This window comes from Marinobacter halophilus, from assembly GCF_003007685.1.
GTDB lineage: Bacteria > Pseudomonadota > Gammaproteobacteria > Pseudomonadales > Oleiphilaceae > Marinobacter > Marinobacter halophilus.
Window position 1 is genome coordinate 64,302 of record NZ_PXNN01000005.1, and the last position, 25,666, is coordinate 89,967.

Genomic DNA, 25,666 nt, shown 5'->3' on the forward strand with positions numbered 1-25,666 from the left:
AAACAGAATGGGAAATTGTCGGGTTGTGAAGTATTTGAGCCTTTGAAACAGCATAAGTCCTCGAGTACCTTACCGATGGCCCCAAGAATAGGGCCCGATGTGGTTCATGCATACTGCTGTGACAGAGGTTTAATGCCACTTTCATGATCGCGGGCTCACTTATTGTTGCCCGGTATGGTGGAATGTATTAACACTGCTATCTTTCAGTGATATGACCGTCATACGTACTACGAGGAGTGAACTGAATGGACCTTTTGCGAATTCTTATTGCGATTCTGTTACCGCCTTTGGGTGTTTTTTTACAGGTGGGCATCGGTAAGCACTTCTGGATTAACATCGTGCTTACCCTGCTTGGCTACATTCCTGGCATTGTTCACGCGGTCTGGGTAATTGCCAAAAAATAGCCCGGCAACTTATTCCGGGCGCCGGATGTGCCAGAAATCATCCTTCTGAAAAGCCCGGTGCTCGGCTTCCAGTTTCAGCAAATGCGCCAGTGCTGACCGCGCTGCCAGCCCATGAATGGCTGCCGGCACGTCATCGTAGGCTCTGGCGGTCAGATCTTTCAGGCTGACCGGTGTCAGCGCGTCCAGCACCCGGGCAATCTTGTGTTCCCGTGATAGCCGATGAGTAATCAGATAATCAATCACCGCCTCCGGCTGTCCCATCAGAAAACCATGGGCCGGGGCAATAAAACGAACAGATTCTTCCAGCAAATCGTAGAGCGCTTCGACATAGGCTTTCATATCGCCGTCCGGCGGATTGATCACCACGGTCGAGCCTTGCATGATGTGATCGCCGGAAAACAGCAGCTCCTGCTCCGGCAGCAGATAGCAAAGATGATTTGAGGCGTGACCGGGCGTGTGCAGAACCTTCAGCGCACCGGCTTCTGTCTCAATCAGGTCTTCATGCGTGGGTTCGTTATCCGGGGCGAAGGTTTTGTCCTGGCTGGCACCTTCCGGAGCGGTCCAACCGATCACCCGGCATCCGGTCCGTTCCTGCAACAGCCTGACCGCCGGTGAATGATCCAGATGAGTGTGGGTCACCAGCACCTGATCCACCGCGCCGCCGGTTACCTCCAGAATCCGCTCGATGTGCGTCTCATCCGCAGGCCCCGGATCAATGACGGTAAACCGCTCAAAGCCCAGAAGGTAGGTGTTGGTGCCCGGCCCCGTCATCATCCCCGGATTCGGCGCCGTTAGCCGGACCACCCCGGCGGCAACCTCAACCGGTTCACCCGGAGTAATCTCCGCTTTGACCGACCCCTCGCCCTCCGGGTCCAGCTTTACCGCTTCATCATACGCCGGCGCGTTCGGCTCCAGCAGTACTGGCTGACCCTTACGCAGCGCCGGCCAGGGATCGGTCGGAAACGCCTCCGGCGGATTGGCATGGGCATAGCGCATCAACTCCGCGCTGGTGCTGAAATCGCACAATACCCGCAAGGTCCGGATCGTCGGCAACCCCAGCAGCCGCTGCCCGGCCCGATGCTCCGCCAGCGCCTGCGCGGGTGAAATCCACACCTGATCAATGGTCTCCTCACCATCGTGACTGGCGACCTGCCCCGCCGGCGCCACCGCCACAAAAAACCGCGTATCAAAGCGCCGGGGCGGCCCCGGCGGCGTCACCCAATGGCTCAGATACGCCAACCGGTCCAGCGGCACCATCAGCCCGTGCTTCGCACACAACTGCGCCAGCGACACCTCATCCCGGAACAGCGCCTCCCGCTCACCATGAACCGGATGCTCCGCCCCGACCAGCGCCCCAGCGCTGTCCTGAGCCAGCAGAACCCCGGCCTCCTCAAAACACTCCCGAACCGCCGCCAGCATATAATCCGCGCCGCCCTCGTCCAGACTCATGGTCTGACTGATGTGGGCGTCTTCAACTCCGACCATATGCACCCGCCCCTCCGGTTCCTGCGCGTTCACCGCACCGCCGGGAAACACATAATACCCGGGCAGGAAAATCGCCTCCCAGGTGCGTTGCAGCAGGAGTACTTCGAGTCCGTCGGCAGTATCACGGGTCAGAACCAGGGTTGCGGCAGGGCGAATATCCATAAGGTACTCTTGTTGTTTAATGTATTTGCGCGCGCAGGATGGATGAGCGGGGATTGGCGGTGGGCCTTCCAAAACTGTGCGGAGCCAGGGATGGCGGAGCCCAAGCGTCACAAGGATGTGCCGAAGGAGCGTGTTTTGGAAGGCCCACCGCCAATCGCCGCATACTCCGCAACAAAAAGCGCAGGGACAACAAGCAAGATACCCGATAGCAGCACAGGATGAGAAGTCACAACGGGAAGCGTATGATTCAGACTAACCAAATCCGAACCTGATCAGGACAAGCCCGTGGCAAGAATCAAACTGGAACTTCCGGACAACGCCTTCTGCTTCGAAACCCGAATGCCCGTCAGAATCACCGACATCAACGGCGCCAACCACCTCGGCAACGACGCCCTCATTTCGATGCTCTCCGAAGCCAGAGCCCAGTTCCTGGTCGAGTATGGCATCGAAGAAGCCGATCAGAACGGCATGGGCATTATCGTCACCGACCTCGCCACCATGTACCAGGGCGAATCATTCCACCCCGATCTGCTGCGGTTTGAAGTCGGCCTGATGGACTTCAACAAATACGGCGGCGATTTTGTGTTCCGGGTCAGCAAAGTCGAAACCGGTCAGCCGGTTGCCCTCGCAAAATACGGCTTCGTTTTCTTCAACTACCAGACCCGTGAAGTCACCGCCATGCCGGACAGCTTCCGCGCACGCTTCGCGGACTAACGGTCCGGATAGTTTCGGCTGGGGCCGCCCTTGCCGACACCACGGAACAGGGCGGCCTTGGCCATCATATGGGCACTGACCGGCGCGGTGGCGAACAGAAACACCGTCACGATCGCCTCATGCACAGACACCGTGCCCCGCTGGAAACTGAAGTACAGCAGTGAGCCCACCAGCAAACAACCCAGCCCCAGGGTACTGGCCTTGGTCGGCCCGTGCAGGCGCATGAAAAAATCCCGCAACCGTGCCAGCCCGATGGAGCCAATCAGTGCAAACAGGGCGCCGGCAATCAGGAACAGCGAAACCACCAGTTCAAGCAAAAACGGCATGGTTGATACAGTCATTCGATCACATCCCCCCGTAACAGGTACTTGGTCATTGCGACCGTACCGACAAAGCCCATCAGCGCAATCAGCATGGCGGCCTCGAACAGAATGCCCAGCGACAACCGGATATCAAACAGCACAATCAGAGCGATGCTGTTTATCATCAGGGTATCCAGGGCCAGAATCCGGTCAACAATATCCGGCCCGATCGCCAATCGGTACAGATTCAGCAGGATCGATACCGCAAACAGAGTGATTGCCAGGTTAACCGCCCATTCAATCATCAAAAATCTCCTGTAACGGTAGCTCGTAACGGCGGTGGATGTCCTGAATCAACGCCTCTTCATCGTCCAGGTGCAGACAGTGAATCAGCAGCGTTCTGCCCTCGCGGTCATAGTGAGCACTGACGGTGCCAGGCGTCAGTGAAATGGTGCTGGCCAGCATGGTGACCGCGAAATCATCTGTCAGCGACAGCGGATAGGTAAAAAAGCCCGGTTTGAGGTCGTCCGACTGAAACAGAATACGCCGAGCCACTACCAGGTTCGACTTCAGAATATCCAGTAACAAGCGCCCTAGATAGACCAGCAACTTGCCCGGGTATTTGACCCGGGAGCGCTCCGGCCAGAACGGCTGGGTGACCAGCGAAATCACCACCGCCAGCACTGAGCCCAGCAGCAGATGGGCGAAGCTGAACTGATTCATCAGCAGCCACAACAACACCAAAAACCCGGTAAACAGAGGGTGAGGCAGCCAGCGCTGTAACCAGGTCATGGGTTGTGTCCTCCATTCGCCATCGCGGATTCACCCAGCACCGCCTCAACATAGGCTGACGGCTGGTACAGCTGACCCGCAGTCGCGCTCATATAGTCCATTACCGGGGCGGCAAACAGGGCCAGAGCCGCGCTGATGCCGATCAGCACCGACACGGTGGCGACCCGGGCCGGATCAAGCCGGCGCCGCTGGCGGCCAGTATACGGCTCCGGTTTCCAGAACCAGCCGGAGCCGGCCCGGCTGAGCGCGGCAATCATGAACAGCCCGGCCACCAGGGTGATGCCCCAGAGCCAGAGATACTTTGGGTGGCTGACGGCGTTCTGCAGCAACCAGGCCTTGCTGATAAATCCCGAAAACGGCGGCAACCCTGCCATGCTGGCGGCAGCGACCAGAAACAATGTGCCCAGCAGCCAGCGATTGGTCAGCGGCGCGGTAACGGACAGCAGGTCGTAACCCTCAGCTCGCTGCCGGCCGATCAGATCGGCCAGCAGGAAGAACACCGCCGCCAGGCAGGTGCTGTGCAACAGATAGAACAGGCTGGCGGCCAGCACCGTGGCCTCGGCCATGGCAAAGCTGGCCATCAGCAGCCCACTCGACAGAATCACCATATAGGCGGCCATGGTGCGCAAACTGGCCGCACCCAGGATGCCAATGGCGCCAAGGCCAAGCGTGACCAGTGCCAGTGGCCAGAGCCAGAGAAAAACGTCGGCGTTGAGCGGCTGGGCCGAATCCAGCCCGAACACGATCAGCAGCACCCGCACCATGGCGTAAAAGCCCACCTTGGTCATGATCGCGAACAGTGCGGCTACCGGGGCGCTGGCTGCGGAATACGCTCGTGGCAACCAGAACAGCAGCGGCAGAATTGCTGCCTTGATGCCGAATACCACCATCAACAAAAGGGCAGCGCCTTTGAGCAGTGTTTGATCGTCTGGGTTGGCCGCCGCAATTCGCACCGCCAGATCGGCCATGTTCAGGGTGCCGGTCAGGCCATAAAGAATGCCCAGCGCCAGCAGGAACAGCGCAGAACCCAGAAGATTAATGATGACATAATGCAGACCGGCCCGACTGCGTGCGCGGCCGCCCCCATGCAGCAGCAAGGCGTAGGAAGCCAGCAGCAGGATCTCGAAGAATACAAACAGGTTAAACAGATCACCGGTCAAAAAAGCGCCGTTAATGCCCATTAGCTGAAACTGGAACAGCGCATGAAAGTGCGAGCCTTCCCGGTCACTGCCACGGCTGGCGTAAAGTACGCAGAACAGCGCCAGTAACGCAGCCAACAGCAACATCATGGCGCTGAGGCGGTCGAGTACTAACACGATGCCAAACGGCGGTTGCCAGTTTCCCAGCCAGTAGGTGTGGTAGTCCGCTTGCGCGGCGGTAACCGCCCATACGCCGAGGGCCACCAGCAGACTGGTGGACAGAATGCTCCAGACCCGCTGGCGACCAATGCTGGCCCGGTGGTTCAGTAGCAGCCAAGCGGCGGCCAGCATAGGAATTACCACCGGTAGAATCATCAGGTGCGTCATGGTCGATCCTCGTTAGGGTTTTCCCCGTCGACGTGATCGCTGCGCAGTTCAACTGCCGCCTTCAGCGACAACACCACCACAAAGGCGGTCATGGCGAAGCTGATGACAATGGCGGTGAGCACCAGGGCCTGGGGCAGAGGGTCTGCGCTGTCTGGCGTCAGGCCGACGATGGCCGGCGCGCCGGTGGTCAGTCGGCCCATACTGAACAGAAACAGGTTAACCGCATGGGACAGCAGGGTCAGGCCTAACACCACGGAAAAGGTTCGCGCCCGCAGAATCAGGAACACACCGCAGGTGGTCAGAATGCCGAGAGCGACCGAGATCATCAGTTCCATCAGCCTATCTCCTTGCCCGGGCCGGCAATGGTCATTAGTTTGCCGAGATTGGCTAGGATTAGCAGGGTGGCGCCAACCACCGTGGTGTACACGCCCAAATCAAACATCAGGGCGCTGGCGAGTTCGAACTCGCCTATTAATGGCCAATCCAGGTGTGCAAAGGTGGATGTCAGGAACGGATAGCCGAACACCCAGCTGGCCATGCCGGTCAGCAGTGCCATCAAAAGCCCGGCCCCGATCAGTGAACGGAATTGCGTACGCATCCGCTCATGGGCCCAGGCCAGGCCGCCCGCCATGTATTGCAGGGTCAGCGCGACCGCGGTTACCAGCCCGGCAATAAAGCCGCCGCCGGGCATATTGTGCCCGCGCAGGAAGATGTAGGCTGAGACCAGCAGAGCGATGGGCAAGGCCATGTGCGCGACCACCTGCAGGAACACCGGATGGGGTTCTGCCACCCAGTGCGAGTGGCCGGATTCTGCCACCCGGTGTTTCAGGTTCAGGTTGCGGGTAAAAGCGAATACCGCCACCGCGGCAATACCCAGCACGGTAATTTCACCCAACGTGTCGAAGCCCCGGAAGTCCACCAGAATCACATTCACCACGTTGCTGCCGCCCCCGCCGGGCACGCTGTTGGTCAGGAAGAAATCGGAAATGGAGTTGCTCGGGCGGGTCAGCACGGCGTAAGTAAACGCGGCTACACCGCTGCCGGCCGCCACGGCTACAAACAGATCCCGCAACACCCTGGGCAGCCGCGATTCTCTGGGTGACGTCTGGGGCAGAAACGACAGCGCCAGCATCATGATCACCACCGCCATCACTTCAACCGAAAGCTGGGTGAGCGCCAGGTCGGGTGCCGAGAACCAGGCAAAGATCAGCGTAACAAACAGGCCAGTCACTGACAGCAGCAATAGGGCGGGCAGCCGGTAGCGGTGGAACAGCACCACACCCACGGCAGACAGGCACAGAATGCTGATGCCGAAGACCACCAGTGGGTCCAGGTCTGACAGTGGCACTGGCCCGCGCCACTGCTCCAGCCCGGTCAGGCTCCAGGCCACGAGCGCGACGGTGGTCAGCAGTATCAGCGCAAGATAACGTTGCAGTGAGCCATTTTCCAGCTGGTAAACCAGGGTTTGAGAGAAGCGTATGGTGCGCTGCATGACGGTTTCGAAAATGTCTTTGGCGTCCACGTCCGGCAACCGGGCGTGAATGGCAAACAACGGTTTTCGGGCAGCATAAACCGCGAGGCCCGCGAGCATCGCCAGCAGGCTCATCATGGCTGGGGTGTGGGCGTCGGCCAGCGCGCTGAAATCATACAGCGGCAAGTGTGAAGCGGTGGTCGCCATGACCGCGTAATGCACCAGATGATCATAGATCGCCTGTGGCATCAGCCCCACCAACAGGGAAAGCCCTGCCAACACCAGCAATGGCATAAGTGCCATTGCTGGCTTCTTTTTCGGTGGCCAGATCGGCAAATCCCGGGGTTTGCCGTTGAAAAAGACGTTGTGGAAAATGCGCACCGAATAGGCCACCGAGAACAGGCCGGCTACCGTGACCCAGACTGGAATCACCACATTCGCCCAATGTGGTGCGGTCACCAGCAAGCTTTCGGAGAACAGCATTTTCTTGCTCAGATAGCCGCTCATCAGTGGCAGCCCGGCCATGGCTGCGGCAGGCACAATGGTGACCAGCATCAAGGCTGGCATCCAGCGCCAAAGGCCGTTAATCAGCTGCATATCGCGGCTGCCAGTGGCCTGGTCAACGTAGCCCGCCATCATGAACAGCGGGGCTTTGAAGAGGGCATGACAGACCAGATGAAACAGTGCAGCCGCCATCGCCATTTCGCTGCCCATGCCGATCAGCAGGGTGATCAGGCCCAGATGAGATATGGTGGAGTAGGCCAGCAGCCCTTTGATGTCGTGCATGAACATGGCTACAAACGCACCCACCATCAGGGTGATCATGCCGGTCACGGTGATCAGGGCAAACCACAGCTCGGTGTCTCCCAGAGCCGGGTGCAGGCGCGCCATCAGGAACAGGCCAGCCTTGACCATGGTGGCTGAGTGCAGATACGCCGAGACTGGCGTCGGCGCAGCCATGGCATGGGGTAGCCACAGATGGAACGGCGCCTGGGCCGATTTGGTGAAGGCACCCAGAAGTACCAGACTCAGCATCAGCGGGTACAGGCGATGATTGGTCAGGGTGTCGCTTTGGGCCAGAATCTCGGTCAGCTGGAAGCTGCCGGCCATGTTGCCCAGCAGCAGAATACCGGCCAGCAGGGCCAGGCCGCCACCGCCGGTAATCACCAGCGACAGCCGGGCACCCCGGCGAGCACCCCGGTTTGACCAGTTAAAACCGATCAGCAGGAATGACACCAGGCTGGTCATTTCCCAGAACACCAGCATGAACAACAGGTTCTCGGACAACACAATGCCCAGCATGGCGGTCATGAACAGCTGGATCAGAATAAAAAAGCGGGGAGCGCTGGCTTTGCCTTCGAAGTAATAGCGGGCGTACAGAATGATCAGACAGCCAATGCCGGTGATCAGGGTGGCGAACAGCCAGCTCAGGCCGTCCAGTCGGAACGACAGATCCAGCCCCAGTTGCGGAATCCACTGCACGGTAGCGATCAGGGGATCATCGGCGGCCAGTTGCGGCCAGTGTCGTGCCAGCAACAGCAGGCCAGCCAGCGGTGCGAGAGTAGCAACCATTGCATGGATGCGTATGCCTGGGTTAGCCGAATGACGGCTCAACAGCCAGGAAGCAAAAGCGCCTAGTACAGGCAATAAAATGATAAATCCTGGTGCCATAATTGGGCCGGTAACCCGGAGAGTTTGGTTAGTGTTTGTTTTGCCCTTGAAAACGTCGGTCAGGTGTCAGGGGCGCGCTGGCTGCCACAGGTTAGCAAAGGCCAGCCCCATAATGCATTGTTAACGATCAATTTACGCCTGTTTTTGCCTGAGATAGGTCATGCCCTGGCGGTACAGACCGTAGGCCATGACGCCGGCCGCAAGGTTGCCAACCAAAGCGCCGGACATAAGGCCGGTAAGCCCGCTATACCGGGCGCCAAGCCAGAGCAGTGGAAGATAACAGGCAAACAGCCGCAGTGTAGAAATGAGCAGTGCCCGCATTGGCAGCCCCAGAGCATTGTTGACCGACACCATCAGCATGCACACACCCAGACCGCTGTAACTCAGTGGCACCCGGAGCAGGTAACTGATCAGGATGTCCTGAACATCACCGTCCTTGGTGAACAGGGTAGCCACCAGTCCGGAGGCTGCCAGCCAGATCAGCCCCAGCACCAGTTGCCACACCACGATAAAGCGCACCGCGATGCGCACCAGCCGGCGGATGTTTTCCAGCTCGCCGGCGCCCAACATGCGGCCAATCATCGGCGGCATGGACATGGTCAGGGCGAGCACGACGACAATGGAGAAAAATTCCAGGCGGGTGCCCAGGCCCCAGGCGGCGACGGCGGCGGAACCAAAACCGGCCACCAGCGACGTTGCCAGTATGGCGGCGAGTGGCGGCATCAGCTGGCTGACCATGGCCGGGGCCATGATGCTGCCGAGTTGCCGGATGGTTCGGGCCAGGTGTAGCTGGATCAGGTCAAAGCGCAGCCACTGGCGCCTTAGCAGGGCGGGATAAACGATCAGCGCGCCGAGGCCAAAGGCGGTGATGGTAGCCCAGGCGGCGCCGGGCAGGCCCCAGTCAAAGACAAAGATGTAGAGATAGTCGAGGGCGATGTTGAGCAGGCTGGTGGCGATCATCAGGTAGCCGGGCAGTTTGGTGTCGCCGTTGGATCGGCAGACGGCGTAGCCGAAGTACAGCAGCGCGCCAATCCAGGCGGAGATCAGCCAGGGCACCCAGTAGCCGCGGATGACCGGGCGGAGGGCCTGTTCTGCGCCCAGGAAGTTCAGGATGCTGGTTTGTAGTAGCCAGACGGAAATACACAGGATCAATGCCAGGCAGGCGCCAATAGTGACCACGAGGCCGCCGAGGCGTTGGGCACGGAGGCTGTCGCCCTGGCCGAGGGTTCGGGAGATGATGGCGGTGGTGGCGATGCCAAGGCCGACGTACATGCCGCTGACCAGTTGCTGCATAGGCACGGTGAAGCCGAGCGCCGCCAGCGGATCTCGGCCCAGTTGGCCGACGAAGGCGCTGTCGGTGAGCTGGAAGGTCATCAGGGAGAGCGCGCCGAACAGCATGGGCCAGGTCATGTGGTAGAGCTGGCGGGCCAGGGTGGCGTTGGTCAGTTGGCTTTGCACTTGAATTTCGGTGCCTTGGGTTTTGGAGACTGGGCGGGAATTCTAACAGGTCTGGCTTTTGGTGGGTGCTAAGTGTGCGGGCCGGTCTTTCTCAAACACGCTGTGAATACGTCCCTGTACGCTCTGCTCCGCCATCCATGGCTTCGCAAGGTTTGAGAAAGACCGGCCCGCACACTCAGCCCGAACCCTGGACGGGTAGTCGGGCAGAAATACATCACTGTGTAGCGAAAAACGAGATCGAAGGAATCAGAGCACCTTCAGCGCTGCCTCGTAGTCCGGCTCGTTTTTGATCTCGTTCACCAACTCGCTGTGCAGCACCTTGTCGTTTTCGTCCAGTACCACCACGGCACGGGCGCAAAGGCCAGCCAGGGGGCCGTCCTGGATGGCGACGCCGTAGTCTTGCTGGAAGCTGTAGTTGCGGAAGGTGGAGAGGGTTTCGACGTTATCCAGGCCTTCGGCTCCGCAGAAGCGGGCCGCCGCGAAGGGCAGGTCGGCGGAGATGACGAGGACGACGGTGTTGTCGAGGCCGGCGGCTTTTTCGTTGAATTTACGGGTGCTGGCGGCGCAGACGCCGGTGTCGATGCTGGGGATGATGTTGAGGATTTTGCGTTTGCCGGCCCAGCTGTCGAGTTTTACTTCTTCAAGGCCGCTGTTGGTGAGGGTGAAGGGGGCTGCGTTTTCATCGGCTTGGGGAAATTTCCCGCTGACATCGATGGGGTTGCCGTCGAGGGTGACGTTGGACATGGTCTGCTCCTTGGTTTGTGCTTATAAAGTGTCTCCAATCTACTCTGTGTAGCCTACTTTGGATGACTTTGCACATTCTACCTGGTCTCCTGTGCCTGAAACCCTGGTGCCGGGTAACGCTGGACCAGAAACAGGTAGCCGATTAATCCAAGTGTTGCACAAACAGTAATGATGACGGCCATGACCAGGGGGGTGCCGTCGTGGAGGATGCCGACGAGGGCGCCGGCAATGGCAGCGGCGGTCATCTGGAGGAAGCCGAGCAGGGCGGAGGCGGAGCCGGCCATGGTGGGGAAGTTGGCCAGGGCGCCGGCCATGGTTTGGGGCAGGACCATGCCGGTGCCGGCCATGAACAGGGCCTGGGGCAAGACGACGGCCCAGGGGTTGTGGATGTTTTGGTAGGCCAGCAGCGCCATGATGGCCCCGGCGATCAGGGTGGTGGCCAGGCCGTAGAGCAGGATCTGGTCTGGCTGCAAGTGACGGGCCAGTCGGATGGAGGCAATGTTGCCGAGCAAGTAGCCGACGGCGGTGATGGCGGTGTACAGGCCGAAGTGTTCGGGGGCAACGCCGAGCACGTCGATAAGTACGAAGGCGGAGCCGGACAGGAAGGCGAACAGGCCGCCGTATATGGCGGCGCTGGTGAGGGTGTAGCCGATGAAGGTCATGTCGGTGCCGATGCGGCGGTAGTTGCGCATGAGTTGGCACAACCGGAACGGCTGGCGGTTGTCCGGGCGCAGGGGCTCGGGGATGCCGACGGCGATGACGGCCACCATGACCAGGGCGTAGGCGGCCATGACGATGAAGATCCAGTGCCAGTCCATGGTGGCCACGATGAATCCGCCGAGCGTGGGTGCCACGGCCGGCGCCAGTGCCATCATGCCGGCCAGTATGGCGAGGATTCTGGCCGCGTCTCTCGGGGTGTAAACGTCTCGCACAATGGCCCGGCCCAGTACCGGTCCGGCGGAGCCGCCAAGGGCCTGCAGGAAGCGAAACAGGTGCAGGGTTTCGATGTTGCTGGCCAGCGCGCAGCCGATGCTGGCGAGGGCGAACAGCAGCATGCCGCCGATCATCACCGGCTTGCGACCAAAGCGGTCAGCCAGTGGCCCGCAGACCAGTTGGGCGAGGGCAAAGCCGATCAGGTAAATGCTCAGGGTGAACTGGACCTGGCCTGTATCGGCCTGGAAATCCGCGCCGATCTGGGGTAGGGCCGGCAGATACATATCAATCGCCATCGGCCCGAGGGCGACCGCGGCGGCGAGTAAAATGGTGGTCCAGATACTTGTGAGTGCGAGCATTGTTTGTTGAGGGCCATGATGACGTTTGCGAGGCTGGTGTGAGGGGCATCCTTCCGAAACTGTGCGGAGCCAGGGATGGCGGAGCCCAAGCGTCACATGGATGTGCCGAAGGAGCGTGTTTCGGAAGGATGCCCCTCACACCAGCCGACCTGCTGCGAACGTGAAGTCTAGGCCGGCAAGGCGATAAAAATAACGGCTCAACCTTTCATGCCATACATGAATGATATCGATTGATTAATCGTGCAAGCCGTTCATGGTGGCTGCTACCGAGTTCACCTGGTTGCGCACCCAGCGGTGGGCGGGATCGGTCTGGTGGCGGCGATGCCAGAGCATCAGCAGGGTGAAGGGGTTGTACTGGAACGGCAGGGGCACGTAGGCGAAGTCGCGCATCAGCTGGGTGCTCATGCGTTCAGGGGCAGACGCAAGCAGGCGGGTGCCGCGCAGGAACTCCGGCAGGCCGGAGAAGTTGGAGACCGTCACCACGCTGCGCCGTTTCAGGCCCCGCGCTTCCATGGCGCTGTCCAGGCCGGGTTTTTCGCCGGTGGCGAACAGCACGGTGATGTGGTCGGCGCCCATGTAATCCTTCAGGTCTGCCGGTGCGTCGCGTTCGTTCTGGTCGTAGAACACCACTATCCGGTCTGCCATTAAACCCCGTTGCATGATATCTGTCGCTTCCGGGGCATGGGGGCTGATCACCAGATCACAGGCTTCTTTCCGCAGCAGATCAGCATTGGGAATGCCGGAGGGGATTATTTGCAGATGAATACCCGGGGCCTGCTCTCGAAGCGTCTTCAGTAGCCCCGGCAGCAGCAAATCCCGTTGGTAATCGTTGGCGGCAATGGTAAAGGTGAATTCCGCCGTCGCCGGATCAAACGGTGGTCCGGAAGGCAGCGTGCGTAGGTCGTCCAGCAGTTGGCGGATGTGCGGGCCGGTGCGCAGGGCATAGTCCGTGGCCACGATGCCACGGCCAGACTTCACAAACAGCGGATCGCCAAAGGCCTGCCGCAGCCGCTCCAGGGTATGACTCACCGCCGACTGGGACACCCCCAGCCGAACCGCCGCCCGTGACACGCTGCTTTCATCCAGCACCGCCACAAAAGTCGCCAGGGATCGAAGGTCCAGGTTCAACATATCAAAAGATTTCATGGGTTCTAGTCTAGGCGAGTGCTGTGGTTAAGTCATCAGAGGGTCGTTGCCACCAGGGCCCGATTGGACTAACTTGAATATTCGCTCAATATGATCAGAAGCCCTCTCCCACACAGGAGCAACCATGAAAACCACGTTGGCGTTTGATGTCTATGGCACCCTGGTAGACCCCGTGGGCATGTCCAGCCTGCTCGAACAGGACGCGGGCCCGGACGCCGCCGCAGTGGCGACGTTGTGGCGGGAGAAGCAGCTGGAGTTTTCGTTCCGAAAAGGCCTGATGAGGGTCTATGAAGATTTCGGTGTCTGCACCCGCCAGGCCCTGCGCTACGCCATGGCCAGCCATCAATTGGCGCTGAGCAAGGCGCGGGAAGACGAACTGATGGCCGCGTACCTGTTGCTCCCGGCGTTTGACGACGCCCTACCGGCCTTGCAGGCCCTCAAGGGCCAGTATCCGTTGTTCGCGTTCTCCAACGGCAGCTACCCGGCGCTGGAAAAAGTGCTCGGCCACAACCAGCTGCTGGCTCAGTTCGACGGCCTGGTCTCCGTCGACGACCTCAAAACCTACAAGCCCGACCCGGCTGTCTACACCTACGCCCGCCGCGCCACCGGCGCCTGGGACACGCCCCTGTGCCTGGTGTCCAGCAACGCCTGGGACGTTATCGGTGCCCGAGCCGCCGGACTGACCGCGATCTGGGTAAAGCGGGATGCCAACAAGGTATTTGAAGACTGGGGAATTGAGCCGTCAGCGGTGATTGAAAGCCTGTCGGAATTGAGAGAAATTATCGAAGATTTCTGAGAAACAAAAAATTGGAGCGACATTCCAGAACTAGCCGACATTGGCAAGAACACAGCTCAGAAGCCAGCGAAGGCAGGGGTTGGGGTAGGCTTTCCAAAAATGTGCGGAGCCAGGGATGGCGGAGCCCAAGCGCCCCATGGATGGGCCGAAGGAGCGTGTTTTGGAAAGCCTACCCCAACCTCTGCCGACAAACTCCAAAGCCGGTAAAAATCTAGAATCAGTCAGACCGGGCCGCCAACCACTCCGCCAGTTCCAGCCAGGAGGCCTTAGGCGCCTTGCTCCCCGCCAGGATTCCCATGTGCCCACCGGGCGCCACCCGGAACGTCTTGTCGACGGAGCTGACATGATCCATCACCCGCTTCGCCGCCCCCGGCGTCGCCAGCGTATCCTCCTGACCGGCAATCGCCAGTAAGTTGGCATTCACATTCTCCAGCCGCGCAAAATCCTCGCCGATCTGAATTTGCCCCTTTGCCAGCTGATTATCAATCCACACCCGCACCACCGTGTCCTGAATGATCCCACCAGGATAAGCCACCATCCGGTCCAGAAAGGCCGACGTGGTGGCATGGTTCGTCACAAACTCCCGATCCCCCAGGCGCAAGATCAACTCCCAATAGCCCATCACGCTGCCAACCGGATTGGTCAGCTTGAAACCAATGGTATTGGCCCAGCCCGGCGTGTGGAACCAGTGCGGCTTCAGGTTGTGAATCTGAAACCCGGTACGCTTGCGCACCACACCCGCCACATCCGCCATCCGTTGATACATCCAGCCAATGGCCCCGGAGGCATGACTGTCGATCGGCAGGCCCAGCACAATGGCATTGCGAATGTGCTGATCCCTGCTCAGGGCGGAATAGAACAGCGTAAACATGCCGCCCATGCTCCAGCCATGCAGCGACAGCTCCTGCTCGCCACTGTGCTCCCGCACCCGGTTCAGAGAGGCCGGCAACAGCTCTGCGACATAAGTATGCAGGTTATAATGGGTGTGTTCCCGCCCGGGCATGCCCCAATCGATCAGATACACTTTAAACCCTTTCGCGCGCAGAAACCGCACCAGGCTGCGCTGCGGGAACAGATCGTAGATCAGCATGTTCACCGCCAGCGGCGGGATGATCACAATCGGCGTGCGGTGTGTGGCGCGCTCCACCGGAATCAGCAGATCATCCAGCTCGATGAAATCTTCCTGCAGCGGCGGGTAATATCGCAGGCTGACCAGCCCGTCCGAGTGCAAGGTTTCAAAGGGCGTCTGCCCGGCCTGCACCAGGCTGGCGGCGCGGAACACCCGGTCAAACGCATTGCCGGCGTAGACAGAGCCCTGGCGGGCCAGGCCGGTTGCGTTCTTGAGTGCGATTTTCAGGGGATTGGGCATGAAGGCTTCCGGCAGTAGGTCAGGTCAACAGGTGTCGTAAGCATAGAGCCAGGACTACCGGTAAACCATGGCAAAACCGTCACATCTGACCGGCGCGATGGTCACTTCAGGCCACTGCCCAATTTCGCCTGCGGTTGTTATGATGGCAGCCATTGGAAACAACAACCTGAAACAGGATCATCATGCTGAGCTTCCTGCCCGCTCCTCTCATTGGCGTCATCAATTCAATATTGCTGGGCCTGAACACCGTGTTCTGGTGTCTGTTGCTCTATATTCCGGCCATTTTGAAGCTGATTATCCCGCACAAGGGCTTCCGAGTGCTGTGCACCAAAGCCATCATCTGGATCTCGGAATCCTGGGTCGCCTGCAACACCGGCTGGATGAAGCTGACCCACAGCACCCGCTGGAAGGTGACGGGTGCCGAAACCCTCAAACGCGAAAGCTGGTATCTGGTGCTCAGTAACCATCAAAGCTGGGCCGATATTTTTGCCATGCAACGAGTATTTAACCGCCGGGCGCCCTTTCTCAAGTTCTTCCTGAAACAGCAACTGATCTGGGTGCCGGTGATTGGCCTGGCTTGGTGGGGCCTGGATTTTCCGTTCATGAAGCGTTATACCCGGGAATACTTGATCAAACACCCGGAAAAGCGCGGTGAAGACCTGACCGCTACCCGTAAAGCCTGCGAGAAATTCCGATTCACTCCGGTCAGTGTAATGAACTTTGTCGAAGGCACCCGTTTTACTCAGGCTAAACACGACAAACAGAAATCGCCATACCAGAACCTGCTGACACCCAAAGCCGGCGGCGTGGCGTTTGTGCTGGACGCTATGGGCGATTCCATCGACACCCTGGTGGATGTCACCATTGCCTACCCGAGCGGTGCGCCGACCTTCTGGGAGTTTATGTGCGGTCGGGTTACCGAAGTTCACATGGACATCGACACCCAAGCCATACCGGAGCACCTGAAAGGGCGGGACTATTCCAGTGACGCCGAGCATCGCCGCAATGTGAAAGACTGGCTAGGAGCGCTTTGGCAACGCAAAGATGAGCGCCTGAGCCGTGTGCTCACCATTGACCAGCAAGGACGCTGAGTCAGGATTCGTCCTGGTCGGCCACCTCATCCGGGTGTTCACGCTTGTACCGCTCCCACTCTTCCCAGTCATGGGGCGTGCCGGCATGGGGCCGGCGCAAGCGTCTGGCGTGCTCCAGGGCGTTGTGCCGCAGGCTGTGGTCGCGCTCTTCGTCTTCTTTGTCAAAGCCGTATTTCTTCAGGAAATCCTGAGGACTGATAGGCATGACACACCTCCATTTCAGGGTTGACCACCCAAATATACGGTGTGTCAGCGTTAGTGGTTTTTACAGCTCCGCCAGCGTTTGCAGCGCCAGTTCCTGGCCTACATCTCTCAGGGAGACCTGCCGTTCTCGCTTCTCAAACCCCCGGTCTGTGGCAATCCAGCGGCGATCGGCATCGGTGGCTGGCGGTACGCCGTTGGAGCTGACCATGGCCTGGATGGCGCCGTTGGAAACGTTGAGCACACGAATGCTGAATTCGTTGCCGGCGACCTGGCTGAGTACCATCAAATAGTCCGCATGCTGGCTCAGCGCCTGCATCTCCAGCCGTGCCTGGTCTGGTGACAGACGTGAGAACTCGCCATTTTCAAAGGCGTTGTCGGTGATTCGCATGATGGCGTCACGGTCCACGATGGTGGCGCCGGCCCGGGTAAGCTGCGACACCACCCCGGCTTGCAGATCAAATGCGGGAGCCATAGGTACGTGCCGCCGTGACTCCCGAGTTTCTGCCTGGATCGCCGCTTGGGAGGTGCCATCCAGACTGATATTGCCGTCAGGAATATTACCGTGCAGGCCGCTGTGGCCTGAGATGACCACCCGGCGCTGGCTGGCCCAATCGCTGACCTGATCGTTAAAGGTCCGGTTCCAGAAAACCGCGATGCGCGGAGAGGCGGCGCCCAGTCCTGACCGGAAGCGCTCTATAATGGCTTCGGCGGACTCTGTTCGTTGCGATGCGTTGGCTTCAATGCGCAGGTCCTGTTCGGTGAGTGGCTTTTGATGTGGCGCTTTCATGGGAGCTGCCGCATGATCATTGCCCGCCTGGCTGGCTATTGGCAGCAGGCTGACCAGTAACACGGCCATCAGTGAACGCTTCATCAATTCAGCTCCCGTACTTCAATTCGGTACTTCAGCGGCTGGGTGCTGGTCGACAAGGTTTTGTAGGCGCTGACGCTGTTGGCAGGGATGGTCGAACGTTGCCAGGTGGGGCGAGCATCTACCGGCACACCGTAGTCATCGAAAAACTGTGTGCGCACTTCGATCCGGTAATCAAAGTCGGTGTGGTTGCGCAGCACCGCGAACACTTCGGTGGTGCCAGTTTCGGTGGGGCGTTGGCCGTGGTTTTCGACCGACAAACGATAGGTTCGCCCGGCGTCCCGAATGCCGTCATTCCAGGTTCGGCTCAGGTTGTAATCGGTGAACACGACGGTGTTGTACTCCAGCGGCGCAGTTCGCTCAGCCAGTTCAGTGGAGTCTGCAGGCAGGCTATTGCAGCCAGTGAGAATCAGGCCGGCCACAGTCACGGTCATCAAGGTTCGGAACATGGGTAATCTCCTTGTAGCGGCCGGGTTACGGCCGTTGGGACGTGGCCAGGGCAAGCCCGCGGCCACGGCCATCGAATCGGAATTCAGCGGTGTCGGTCATGCCTGGAATGGGCTGACCATTGGCATCCAGAAATCGTATAGTTACCTGCTGGCCGGGCTCGGCGGACACCGGAATGATGTGCAGCGTGTCGGGCAGCGACTGCCAATAACGGATGTCTGCCCGCACATTGGCGGCTGCCGACATCCCCTGCGCCGCCACACTGACCAAACTGATGGCGGCAAAGCCTGCGCCCAGCACGCCGCCGGCGGAAGCACCGGCTCCCGCCAGCAGACTGTTCTGGCTGATACTGCTCAGGTTGGTGCCGATATTGCGGGTGGATTCCTTATACTGAACTTGGCCCTCGACAATGCGGTCTATGGCGCGACCGCCTCGGGTCGACGCCTGGAAGTAGATGTCTTCCATCGGGTAAACCGTTTGCCATTGATCACCATTCAGCCACTGCGCACCTACATCGGTAAAATTCCGGCCACGACGATACACCAGTTGATAATGTCCGACGCCGTCGCCGAGCTTGCGGGGCGAGCTGCCGGTTTCAACGATCAACAGAGCGTTGTGGTCGCCGTTGGGCAAGGGTGCATCCGGGCGGAATGTTTGTAACTCGGTGAAGTGTTGTCGCGCCAGTTGCTGGCTGTCCATCTGCAGGGCGGCCCAACCGGCGAGGTAGATCAGCGCGGCAAAGTCGGAGCTGAACTGTTCTTCCTCGGCGAAGGCATCCTGCAACAGACCGCCGATGAAACTGGCCCGTGCGTTGCCATAGTCGCCCTGCTCAAGGAAGATAAGGCCCAGGTACAGATACACCATGGCCCGTTCGTAGGGTTCACCCTTGAAGTCTTTCTCAGCCTCCTCGTACCAGATACTGCGTGCTTTGCGGGCGGATTCGTCGTCGGCGTATACGCTTTCGATGATGATTCTGGCCCGATCGAGACTGCGCCGGGCTTCATCCAGGTCCCCCGTGCGATAGGCTTTCAGGCCAATTTCCATCAGGTTGAGTACTTCATTGCGGCGCCCCTCTTCATAGAGGTTGCGGTAGTCCTCGCGAATCACCACCGGTTTGCTGGCAACGATGGCGGTCTGCTCACTGCTCAAGCCGGCGCGATCGAAGGTCTTTGGCCCGGTAGCGCAGCCGGCAAGGCTGACCGACAGCACTGCTGCGGCCAGTGTTGCCGGTTTCATCTTAACGATAAACCACATCATCCCGGCCCGCCTTGCGCATTTCATACAGACCACTCCAAACGATGGTTCCCAACTCCAAATCCACCATCTCAAAACTGATCTGGCTGTAGCGGGATTGGGTGCCGTCGCTGCGATCGGAGGCGTCGAGTGATGTGATCCGGCCAGCAAGTCGGTAGTCAGCACCGGCCTGGGCGGCGGTGGAGCGAATGGTACCGCCATCAACCGCGCCGTCACGTTTCAAGTCACGCTCTTGCTGCACCATACCGGCGTATTCCCGGCCCACGAAAATCATCCGGCCATTGGACGCCCGGTTCAGTTCGATGCGCAGCCGATCGGTGAGCATGTTGGTGTTGACCACCGAGGAACTTTCGTTGCGCATGTATTCGTTGTCGATAATGATCCTGGGCGGAATGTCGCGACCGGCAAGCATGCGGTTGGCCAGCATGTCTCGCATCATCTGATCCGTGATGGCAACAATGTCCTGGCTTTCAATGCCGACACCGCCGACTCGACCAGTGGTTGAGGCATCTTCGTAAACCGTCGCTTTACCGCGAGTGTTGTCGATCTGGCCGGCGCAGCCAACCAGCAGCAGAGAAGCCGTTGCCATGCCGGTAATCAATACCTTGGTGGTTCCCTTCTTCATAAACATTCTCCGGTTAATTGGTGGAAGCCAGCACAGAACTGAACTCCGGGTATATCTGTGTGGTGGCGCGCATCGCATCCATGAAGTTTGCAGTGGTGCCGTATTTCTGTTTCAGGTAACGAGCCATATTGAGCAGGGAATCGAAGCTCTGGTCTGAGGCGGCTTTGATGGCAGCCCAACCGCCGGACGCTGAAATCGCTGCCTCCCTACCGCCACTCTTGCCTATTTCAGAGCCTATGGCACCACCCACCAGACCGCCCAGTCCAAAGGGGACGAAGTCTAGCGCCTTGTTGGCGGCGTAGGCTCCGGCCATGGCTCCGGCTGCGGATCCTGCGGTGGCGCCCATGTTGGCGTTGTTAGCCAGATTGACCCATTCGGCGAGTACGCCATCGCTGGTGTAGGGACTCATAAACTGGCCGCTGTTGTCATTACGCACCAGGCGCTCGATCAATTCCTCTTCGGTCAGGGCTTTACCGTTAGCACTTTTCATGGATCCGCCGCGGGCAACGGTGATCATCAGTTCTGAGGGTGGCTGGTCGGTCATGTACTTCACCAGATCCGCCGGCAAGCCACTGTTGATCAAGCTTTGGCGATGGATGTCCTTCATGCTGGAGAAGGGTGGGGTGTGATTGGCGTTCACATAGACCTCCGCCATAATGCGCGCAACCTCAGCGTTGTCGGACCAGTTGGCCTGCTGGCTAGCATCAACGTATTGCTGGATGGCGGCTTGTCGGGCATCAGGGTGCGCGAGAATGAGTTTTCTGGTCAGATCATCCTCCGATGCGCCATCCGCCAGAGCGGCTTTTAGTTGCCAGCCTTTCAGCCCATCAGGACCGATCAGCCAGGCCTGTAGGTCATCAGGCAGCAGCCCGGCGTAACCGGGAAGGTCAGCGTATCGAGTGTGAAACTCAAGGGCATTCTTCTGGGGCGCCAACGCGATCAGCTGGGCAGTAGCTTTCGGACGGAGCAAAGGTGCATCGCCGGAGTTCAGCAATTTGGCCAGGGCGTCAGGACTGTTTGAGTTAATGGCAGCATAGCGCTGGTCCTGAGCACGGGTGTCGTCTGCCAGTGCCATCAAATGTGCCTTGTGGGCGGCTGCATTGGCGTTTTTCAGGGCGGCGTCTCCGCCCGAACCGCCGGGCATCAGGAAGGGTGTCGGAAAAAACAGGCTGGTCCAGGTTTTTGCTGAGAAGCTGGTCTGGTGGCGCCAAAGCATCTGGTCCTGCCAGACCACTGCGGCGCTGCTGGTGGATGTGCTTGTGCCATGGATCGGTATCAGGCTGAGAGTCAGTATGGCTGGCAGGTTAGCGAGAATGGATTCTTCATAGCCGTACCACATGGGTGCCGGCAGGTGGACGTACTCGACGCGGAGAGCATTGTCCTCCGGCATCAGCCACCGGGCGGCTTCCGAGTCATCAATGTGAAAGGGAGCGGTTACCTGATAGGGCGTTGCTGCAGGAATGGAGCTCTGATTGAACTGGTGCACCGAGCAACCACTGAGCCAGAGTGTCGCGGCGATGATGCTGATGCCGCTCAGGCGGCCCAAGCCAGAATGCTGTTGCAAGGTGTTGGAGTCGGTCATGAATTGAAATTCCGTCAGAAGATGAGCTTGGGGGTCATCGGCCAAAAACAGATGAGACAGCATTAAAAGCCGACACATCCACAGTCAGAATTACAAATACTTCATGATGTAAACTATTGGAATAGTGCTTTTGAGGCCAGCAGCGGGAAGGATGTGATAATGAAGCGGTGTCGCCGATTATTTCTTTGAATTTATGATAAAAATCAAAATTCGCCGGCTTTGTAAAATATCGTAAATTTTTGAATCTAAGGGGTGTTATTCCACCTTGTTACAATTGCCATGGTGATACACACCACTCGTCAAAAGGAAGAACGACGATGTGGTGTGCCAGCACAGTCAGCATTTCAGCCGTTGTCAGCGCCGTTCGGGCTGGTGGTAATTTCTTCCGCCGAATGCAGCTTGAAATTGATCTGCCGGCGCTCGTCATCCACTCCGATAAAGCTCACGGTGACCCGCTGCTCCAACTGGAAGATGCGGCCATTCTTGTTATGAATGAGCCGCAGGGTAACCGGATCAAAACTGTATTTGCCATCCAGGTCTTTGCAGCTGACAAAACCTTCCAGCCCATTGCAGTCCAAGCGCACAAAGAAACCCGAGGGCATGGTTCGGTTGATGGTGCCCGCCATCGGATCTTCCGGCAGGGTCTTGGCGTAGTCGGCTTTGAGCCAGGTTTCCAGCGTGTTGGCAGCTTGGCGGGCCCGGAACTGGGTGGCTTGCAGGGCTTCCAGCTGCTGGATATTCAGTGCCTTGATCGGGGCATCCCACAGCGCCGACTTGATCAGCCGGTGCACATAGAAATCGGAGAACTTGCGCAGCGGCGAGGTAAACGTGGTGTAGGCGGCCAAGCCCATGCCCTGGTGAGGCGCGGCGTCAAAACCAAGTTCGGCCCTGGCCAGTTGCCGTGACAGGATGGATTTGATCGGCACCTGCGCTTGGAGCTGGTCGCTGTGCTTCATCAGCGCCTTGAAACCGTCGGCGGTGTTGGCGTCCAGCTTGGTCAAATGCGGCGCGTGGCTTTCCAGCAGCTTGCGAATGTTATCGGCACGGTCATCGCGCAGGCCCGGATGCTGAATGAACAGACCCTGGCCGCGCTGGTTCAGGAAATCGGCGGCGCAGCGGTTGGCCGCGACCATGCATTCTTCCACCAGGCGGTGGGCTTCGTTCTGTACCGATGGCTCGATCAGCCGGATGCGCCTGTTTTCATCCAGACGCAGGCGAAACTCCGGCCTGTCCGTGCTCAACAGGGCATGCTCGGCACGCCATTTACGCAGGGCGGTGGCGGCTTGATGCAGCTGGTCCAGACTGTTGCTCACGTCATCGGACAGCGCCTTGATCTCGTCGTCTTGCCGACCTTCGATCAGGTGCGACACCAGCTCGTAACTGAGCTTGCCTTTGGAGCAAATGGTGGCCTGGTGAAAGCTGTAGTCGCCCAAACTGCCATCGTTGTTCACCTGCAGGTCGCATACCAGAACCAGCCGGGGCACGTCCGGCATCAACGAGCACAGGCGGGTACTGATGCTGTCGGGCAACATTGGCAGCGGCTCGCCCGGAAAGTAGATCGCGGTGGCCCGATTAAAGGCTTCTTCTTCGGCCGGGCTGCCCGGTTCGATCATCGCGGTGGGGTCGGCAATGGCGATCGACAGGGCCCAGCCGGTGGCGTTCGGAGTGGCCATCAGGGCATCGTCCATATCCTGGGTGCCCGGGCTGTCGATGGTTACATACGGTTGGCCCGTGCGATCTTCCCGGTCATCCGTGTAACTGGCGATGCTGTCTTCGCTCAGACTGTCGGCCTGGGTCTGAACCTGCTCCGGCCAGGCGTCAGCAAGGTCGAAGTTGGCCAGCGTGAAGGCCCGCTCGATTCCGGGCTCGCCGGCTTTGCCGATCACCCGCAATATCTTGGCCTGGCCCTTGCCGTCTTTGATCGGATGACGGTGGATCTGGCAGTAGATAAAGTCATCCGGCTGGGCACCCATGCGCTCCTTGGGCGGTATAAAGATCCAGCGGTTGATGCCCGGGGTTTCCGGCGCCACAAAGTGGCCCTTGCCCTTGATCAGGTAACGGCCGACGAAAGTGGTGAGGTGGGATTCCAGCAGCTCATCCACTACCCCCTGGGTTTTGCCTTTTTCCACTTCCTGCTCGGTGACGTTAACGCGGTCACCGGGCAATACCTTTTGCATTTCTTCCGGCGGCAAGAACACATCCCGCCCTTCATCCAGAGCCACAAAGCCAAAGCGCCCGTTGGTCGGCTTGACGGTCCCGGCGAAGACCACCTTGTGTTCCTTGATATCGGTTTTCAGCTGGCGCAATTGATTGAGGGCGTCGGCATTGAGCATGAAGAGATAACCTGACTATAAATGTGTGATGTTGCGGAGTATAACGGTTATGTCGGAGGGAGTCAGATCTGTCAGGCCGGATGGCTTTCTTTGTCGCTGGCGTCAAGAATGCAAACCTGGTTGCGGCCTTTGTGTTTGGCTTCGTACAGAGCCTGATCGGCGTTTCGCAGCAAAGTGTCCAGATCGTCTCCCGGCTGGCAAAAACAGCCACCCACGCTGACGGTAACCGGTATACCGGTGCGTTGGCTTTCCTGTTCTACGCTGGCACAAACGCGGCCTGCCACCTGCTCAAGTGTGTCCTGATCGCACGGTGACAGCAACACCACAAACTCATCGCCACCCCAGCGCCCGGGGTGATCGTAAGGGCGCACCGCAGCCTTCAGCCAAAGCGCAACCCGGCACAGAATATCATCGCCGGCCTGATGGCCCCGGCTGTCGTTGATGCTCTTAAAGTGATCAATGTCGAGCCAGATCAGCCCGAACCCCTTGTTCTCCCGTTCTGCCCGTTGAATTTCCTGAGCGATAACTTCATCCAGCCCGCGCCGGTTTTTCAGGCCGGTGAGGGCATCAACCCGAGCCAGACGGTGCAGCTCTTCGGTACGTTGGGCCACCTTGCGTTCCAGTTCAGCGGTGGTGTCACGCATGGTGGCGGTCATCTTTTCGAAGTGGTCAACCAACCGGCCGATTTCGTTATCCGGTTTGGGCAGGTAAGGCAGGTCAAACCGGCCCTCCCGCAAGCGCGTAACCGCCGCCTCCAGACCGAGAACCGGGTTCAGAATGCGCGACTGAATGATCAGGTGGAAAACAACCAGGGAGACCAGCAGGGTCACCAGAAAAACTGTTACCAACGGCCACAGGTAACTGGTTGGCACCAGTGCGTTCAAATCCAGCAGGGTAATCTCGAACCAGCCAATAGCGGGCAGAAAGGCGACTCCGGCAAGATGTTTTCGGCCGTCGATGGTGACAAACCCGCTCTCGACCGCGCCGTCTTCTCCATTGCGTTGTTTGAGCATCTGCAGCATGCCCAGTATCTGCTGTTTGTCCTGGCGACTTTCGAACAGCAGATCGACTGTATTTTTCTGGCCTTCCGGTTTGATGATGCTGGCGAAATCGATGTAGTTGCGGTCACGATACAGTTGAATCGCGCCGTTATAGTCCACGAACAGTGTGGTGATGCCGTCCTGACCGATGTCGACGATGTCCTGTAGAAAAGTGTCCAGATTCAGGCCAGTACCGACCATGCCAATGATGTCGTTGTTGTTGTCGCGCATCAGCACATCAATCCACAGCTTGGTCACTCCGAGCTCCTGATCTGGGTTGACGTTCAGGTGAAAGTCGCGGCCTTCGTCGATGAGTTGAAAGAACCAGGCATCGTCCGGCTTTTCCGGATCCAGCACATAGCGGAACTGGTCGCCGGCGTATTGATTGTCCGCGTTGTTGTAGTAGTAATGGCCATTGGACCGGAGCGCCACGAAGTAGCTGTTGTCCCGGAAGTTGTTGCGGAAGCTTTCCATCTGGCGGATGGCGCCGGTGGTGAGGGCAGGATTGTCGGGATCTACGGCCCACTGGATGAGTGTGGAAGACTGCGCCATCTGTCCCGCCAGGCCAATCTCCCTCTCAAGAGATTGAAGCAGCCGGGCACTGTCATAGCGCACCTGTATTTCCGTGACCTGTTTGCCCCAGCGCTCGATGATGTCGGCCGACAACTCGCGATAGGCCATCCACGAGGCTGAGGCAGAGATAATGATCAGTAGTGATGCGAGGCCAAGAAGGCGAGTTTTGAGGCTCAAGCTGTGTCCTTGCCGGTATGACAATACAATGTTGGTGTTAATAATAGAGCACAGCCGGTCCGGAGTGTAGAAAAAGTAGGCAGAAATCTGAGGCCCGTTGGCGGTAATTGGCTACTCCGAATAGCCGCACAACGGGTTGA

24 protein-coding genes are annotated in these 25,666 nt (G+C 59.0%); 4 read left to right on the forward strand and 20 right to left on the reverse strand.

The features are described 5' to 3' along the window. Positions 1-245: 245 nt before the first annotated feature. Positions 246-404 carry a YqaE/Pmp3 family membrane protein gene (locus C7H08_RS03585; protein WP_022989318.1) on the forward strand — a complete coding sequence of 53 codons (159 nt, stop codon included), beginning with the start codon at positions 246-248 and terminating at the stop codon, positions 402-404. A 9-nt stretch (positions 405-413) separates the two neighbouring features. Here the strand turns inward: C7H08_RS03585 and C7H08_RS03590 are convergent, their stop codons facing one another. Beyond that, positions 414-2,051, reverse strand: coding sequence for an MBL fold metallo-hydrolase (locus C7H08_RS03590; protein WP_106670409.1), 1,638 nt, complete (start codon positions 2,049-2,051; stop codon positions 414-416). Positions 2,052-2,336: 285 nt separating this feature from the next. Between C7H08_RS03590 and C7H08_RS03595 the strand changes: the two genes are divergently transcribed. Next, positions 2,337-2,765: a thioesterase family protein gene (locus C7H08_RS03595; protein ID WP_106670410.1), complete on the forward strand. Its 429-nt coding sequence runs from the start codon at positions 2,337-2,339 to the stop codon at positions 2,763-2,765. Here C7H08_RS03595 and C7H08_RS03600 read toward each other — a convergent pair. The 10 genes from C7H08_RS03600 to C7H08_RS03645 form a co-directional block, all read right to left on the reverse strand. Next, positions 2,762-3,091 carry a Na+/H+ antiporter subunit G gene (locus C7H08_RS03600; protein ID WP_106670499.1) on the reverse strand — a complete coding sequence of 110 codons (330 nt, stop codon included), beginning with the start codon at positions 3,089-3,091 and terminating at the stop codon, positions 2,762-2,764. The genes C7H08_RS03595 and C7H08_RS03600 overlap by 4 nt on opposite strands. An 11-nt stretch (positions 3,092-3,102) precedes the next feature. After that, positions 3,103-3,372, reverse strand: coding sequence for a K+/H+ antiporter subunit F (locus C7H08_RS03605; protein WP_106670411.1), 270 nt, complete (start codon positions 3,370-3,372; stop codon positions 3,103-3,105). After that, the gene (locus C7H08_RS03610) at positions 3,365-3,859 is read right to left on the reverse strand and encodes a Na+/H+ antiporter subunit E (protein WP_106670412.1); all 495 of its coding nucleotides are present in this window, start codon (positions 3,857-3,859) and stop codon (positions 3,365-3,367) included. The genes C7H08_RS03605 and C7H08_RS03610 overlap by 8 nt, the downstream gene beginning before the upstream one ends. Then, entirely contained in the window at positions 3,856-5,385 is a 1,530-nt protein-coding gene (locus C7H08_RS03615; protein ID WP_106670413.1) for a monovalent cation/H+ antiporter subunit D, read from the reverse strand. The genes C7H08_RS03610 and C7H08_RS03615 overlap by 4 nt, the downstream gene beginning before the upstream one ends. Beyond that, on the reverse strand, positions 5,382-5,720 hold the full coding sequence (locus tag C7H08_RS03620) for a Na+/H+ antiporter subunit C (protein WP_106670414.1): 339 nt from the start codon (positions 5,718-5,720) through the stop codon (positions 5,382-5,384). The genes C7H08_RS03615 and C7H08_RS03620 overlap by 4 nt, the downstream gene beginning before the upstream one ends. Further along, positions 5,720-8,527, reverse strand: coding sequence for a monovalent cation/H+ antiporter subunit A (locus tag C7H08_RS03625; protein ID WP_106670415.1), 2,808 nt, complete (start codon positions 8,525-8,527; stop codon positions 5,720-5,722). The genes C7H08_RS03620 and C7H08_RS03625 overlap by 1 nt, the downstream gene beginning before the upstream one ends. Before the next feature lie 132 nt (positions 8,528-8,659). Beyond that, positions 8,660-9,985 carry an MATE family efflux transporter gene (locus tag C7H08_RS03630; protein WP_227663179.1) on the reverse strand — a complete coding sequence of 442 codons (1,326 nt, stop codon included), beginning with the start codon at positions 9,983-9,985 and terminating at the stop codon, positions 8,660-8,662. Between the two features lie 246 nt (positions 9,986-10,231). Next, a complete protein-coding gene (gene tpx / locus C7H08_RS03635; protein ID WP_106670416.1) occupies positions 10,232-10,729 on the reverse strand; it encodes a thiol peroxidase in 498 nt (165 codons plus the stop codon). Positions 10,730-10,806: 77 nt separating this feature from the next. After that, positions 10,807-12,021 carry a Bcr/CflA family multidrug efflux MFS transporter gene (locus C7H08_RS03640; protein WP_106670417.1) on the reverse strand — a complete coding sequence of 405 codons (1,215 nt, stop codon included), beginning with the start codon at positions 12,019-12,021 and terminating at the stop codon, positions 10,807-10,809. A 234-nt stretch (positions 12,022-12,255) separates the two neighbouring features. Further along, complete coding sequence (locus tag C7H08_RS03645; RefSeq protein WP_106670418.1) at positions 12,256-13,167, reverse strand: LysR family transcriptional regulator; 912 nt, start codon at positions 13,165-13,167, stop codon at positions 12,256-12,258. 124 nt (positions 13,168-13,291) lie between these two features. On the opposite strand from C7H08_RS03645, the gene C7H08_RS03650 reads away from it, so the two are divergent. After that, a complete protein-coding gene (locus C7H08_RS03650; RefSeq protein ID WP_106670419.1) occupies positions 13,292-13,963 on the forward strand; it encodes a haloacid dehalogenase type II in 672 nt (223 codons plus the stop codon). A gap of 217 nt (positions 13,964-14,180) precedes the next feature. On the opposite strand, the gene C7H08_RS03655 is transcribed toward C7H08_RS03650, so the two are convergent. Further along, positions 14,181-15,332 (reverse strand): alpha/beta fold hydrolase, encoded by a 1,152-nt coding sequence (locus C7H08_RS03655; RefSeq protein ID WP_106670420.1) that lies wholly within the window; start codon positions 15,330-15,332, stop codon positions 14,181-14,183. A gap of 182 nt (positions 15,333-15,514) precedes the next feature. On the opposite strand from C7H08_RS03655, the gene C7H08_RS03660 reads away from it, so the two are divergent. After that, a complete protein-coding gene (locus C7H08_RS03660; protein ID WP_106670421.1) occupies positions 15,515-16,423 on the forward strand; it encodes an acyltransferase in 909 nt (302 codons plus the stop codon). 1 nt (position 16,424) lies between these two features. Here the strand turns inward: C7H08_RS03660 and C7H08_RS03665 are convergent, their stop codons facing one another. The 8 genes from C7H08_RS03665 to C7H08_RS03700 form a co-directional block, all read right to left on the reverse strand. Next, positions 16,425-16,628: a hypothetical protein gene (locus tag C7H08_RS03665; RefSeq protein ID WP_106670422.1), complete on the reverse strand. Its 204-nt coding sequence runs from the start codon at positions 16,626-16,628 to the stop codon at positions 16,425-16,427. A 60-nt stretch (positions 16,629-16,688) separates the two neighbouring features. Next, the gene (locus C7H08_RS03670; protein WP_106670423.1) at positions 16,689-17,498 is read right to left on the reverse strand and encodes a hypothetical protein; all 810 of its coding nucleotides are present in this window, start codon (positions 17,496-17,498) and stop codon (positions 16,689-16,691) included. Then, positions 17,498-17,944, reverse strand: a complete 447-nt coding sequence (locus tag C7H08_RS03675; RefSeq protein ID WP_106670424.1) for a YcfL family putative periplasmic lipoprotein — start codon at positions 17,942-17,944, stop codon at positions 17,498-17,500. Before C7H08_RS03675 ends, C7H08_RS03670 begins: the two co-directional genes overlap by 1 nt. A gap of 25 nt (positions 17,945-17,969) precedes the next feature. Further along, the gene (locus tag C7H08_RS03680) at positions 17,970-19,199 is read right to left on the reverse strand and encodes a COG3014 family protein (RefSeq protein WP_227663178.1); all 1,230 of its coding nucleotides are present in this window, start codon (positions 19,197-19,199) and stop codon (positions 17,970-17,972) included. After that, positions 19,180-19,821, reverse strand: coding sequence for a CsgG/HfaB family protein (locus C7H08_RS03685; protein WP_106670425.1), 642 nt, complete (start codon positions 19,819-19,821; stop codon positions 19,180-19,182). The genes C7H08_RS03680 and C7H08_RS03685 overlap by 20 nt, the downstream gene beginning before the upstream one ends. Positions 19,822-19,834: 13 nt before the next feature. Next, positions 19,835-21,403 carry a carboxyl-terminal protease-like protein gene (locus C7H08_RS03690; RefSeq protein WP_133169814.1) on the reverse strand — a complete coding sequence of 523 codons (1,569 nt, stop codon included), beginning with the start codon at positions 21,401-21,403 and terminating at the stop codon, positions 19,835-19,837. A 344-nt stretch (positions 21,404-21,747) separates the two neighbouring features. Continuing rightward, positions 21,748-23,736 carry a ribonuclease R family protein gene (locus tag C7H08_RS03695; protein WP_106670427.1) on the reverse strand — a complete coding sequence of 663 codons (1,989 nt, stop codon included), beginning with the start codon at positions 23,734-23,736 and terminating at the stop codon, positions 21,748-21,750. 71 nt (positions 23,737-23,807) lie between these two features. Continuing rightward, positions 23,808-25,526, reverse strand: a complete 1,719-nt coding sequence (locus tag C7H08_RS03700; RefSeq protein WP_106670428.1) for a sensor domain-containing diguanylate cyclase — start codon at positions 25,524-25,526, stop codon at positions 23,808-23,810. Positions 25,527-25,666: the final 140 nt, after the last annotated feature.

Excerpts from the sequence above, each read along its gene's own strand:
- C7H08_RS03675 (WP_106670424.1), bottom strand. The coding sequence starts at position 17,944 with ATGTTCCGAACCTTGATGACCGTGACTGTGGCCGGCCTGATTCTCACT.
- C7H08_RS03645 (WP_106670418.1), bottom strand. The coding sequence starts at position 13,167 with ATGAAATCTTTTGATATGTTGAACCTGGACCTTCGATCCCTGGCGACT.
- C7H08_RS03670 (WP_106670423.1), bottom strand. The coding sequence starts at position 17,498 with ATGAAGCGTTCACTGATGGCCGTGTTACTGGTCAGCCTGCTGCCAATA.
- C7H08_RS03665 (WP_106670422.1), bottom strand. The coding sequence starts at position 16,628 with ATGCCTATCAGTCCTCAGGATTTCCTGAAGAAATACGGCTTTGACAAA.
- C7H08_RS03695 (WP_106670427.1), bottom strand. The coding sequence starts at position 23,736 with ATGCTCAATGCCGACGCCCTCAATCAATTGCGCCAGCTGAAAACCGAT.
- C7H08_RS03660 (WP_106670421.1), top strand. The coding sequence starts at position 15,515 with ATGCTGAGCTTCCTGCCCGCTCCTCTCATTGGCGTCATCAATTCAATA.
- C7H08_RS03655 (WP_106670420.1), bottom strand. The coding sequence starts at position 15,332 with ATGCCCAATCCCCTGAAAATCGCACTCAAGAACGCAACCGGCCTGGCC.
- C7H08_RS03680 (WP_227663178.1), bottom strand. The coding sequence starts at position 19,199 with ATGATGTGGTTTATCGTTAAGATGAAACCGGCAACACTGGCCGCAGCA.
- C7H08_RS03685 (WP_106670425.1), bottom strand. The coding sequence starts at position 19,821 with ATGAAGAAGGGAACCACCAAGGTATTGATTACCGGCATGGCAACGGCT.
- C7H08_RS03600 (WP_106670499.1), bottom strand. The coding sequence starts at position 3,091 with ATGCCGTTTTTGCTTGAACTGGTGGTTTCGCTGTTCCTGATTGCCGGC.
- C7H08_RS03650 (WP_106670419.1), top strand. The coding sequence starts at position 13,292 with ATGAAAACCACGTTGGCGTTTGATGTCTATGGCACCCTGGTAGACCCC.
- C7H08_RS03605 (WP_106670411.1), bottom strand. The coding sequence starts at position 3,372 with ATGATTGAATGGGCGGTTAACCTGGCAATCACTCTGTTTGCGGTATCG.
- C7H08_RS03625 (WP_106670415.1), bottom strand. The coding sequence starts at position 8,527 with ATGGCACCAGGATTTATCATTTTATTGCCTGTACTAGGCGCTTTTGCT.
- C7H08_RS03615 (WP_106670413.1), bottom strand. The coding sequence starts at position 5,385 with ATGACGCACCTGATGATTCTACCGGTGGTAATTCCTATGCTGGCCGCC.
- C7H08_RS03585 (WP_022989318.1), top strand. The coding sequence starts at position 246 with ATGGACCTTTTGCGAATTCTTATTGCGATTCTGTTACCGCCTTTGGGT.
- C7H08_RS03640 (WP_106670417.1), bottom strand. The coding sequence starts at position 12,021 with ATGCTCGCACTCACAAGTATCTGGACCACCATTTTACTCGCCGCCGCG.
- C7H08_RS03690 (WP_133169814.1), bottom strand. The coding sequence starts at position 21,403 with ATGACCGACTCCAACACCTTGCAACAGCATTCTGGCTTGGGCCGCCTG.
- tpx (WP_106670416.1), bottom strand. The coding sequence starts at position 10,729 with ATGTCCAACGTCACCCTCGACGGCAACCCCATCGATGTCAGCGGGAAA.
- C7H08_RS03610 (WP_106670412.1), bottom strand. The coding sequence starts at position 3,859 with ATGACCTGGTTACAGCGCTGGCTGCCTCACCCTCTGTTTACCGGGTTT.
- C7H08_RS03620 (WP_106670414.1), bottom strand. The coding sequence starts at position 5,720 with ATGGAACTGATGATCTCGGTCGCTCTCGGCATTCTGACCACCTGCGGT.
- C7H08_RS03590 (WP_106670409.1), bottom strand. The coding sequence starts at position 2,051 with ATGGATATTCGCCCTGCCGCAACCCTGGTTCTGACCCGTGATACTGCC.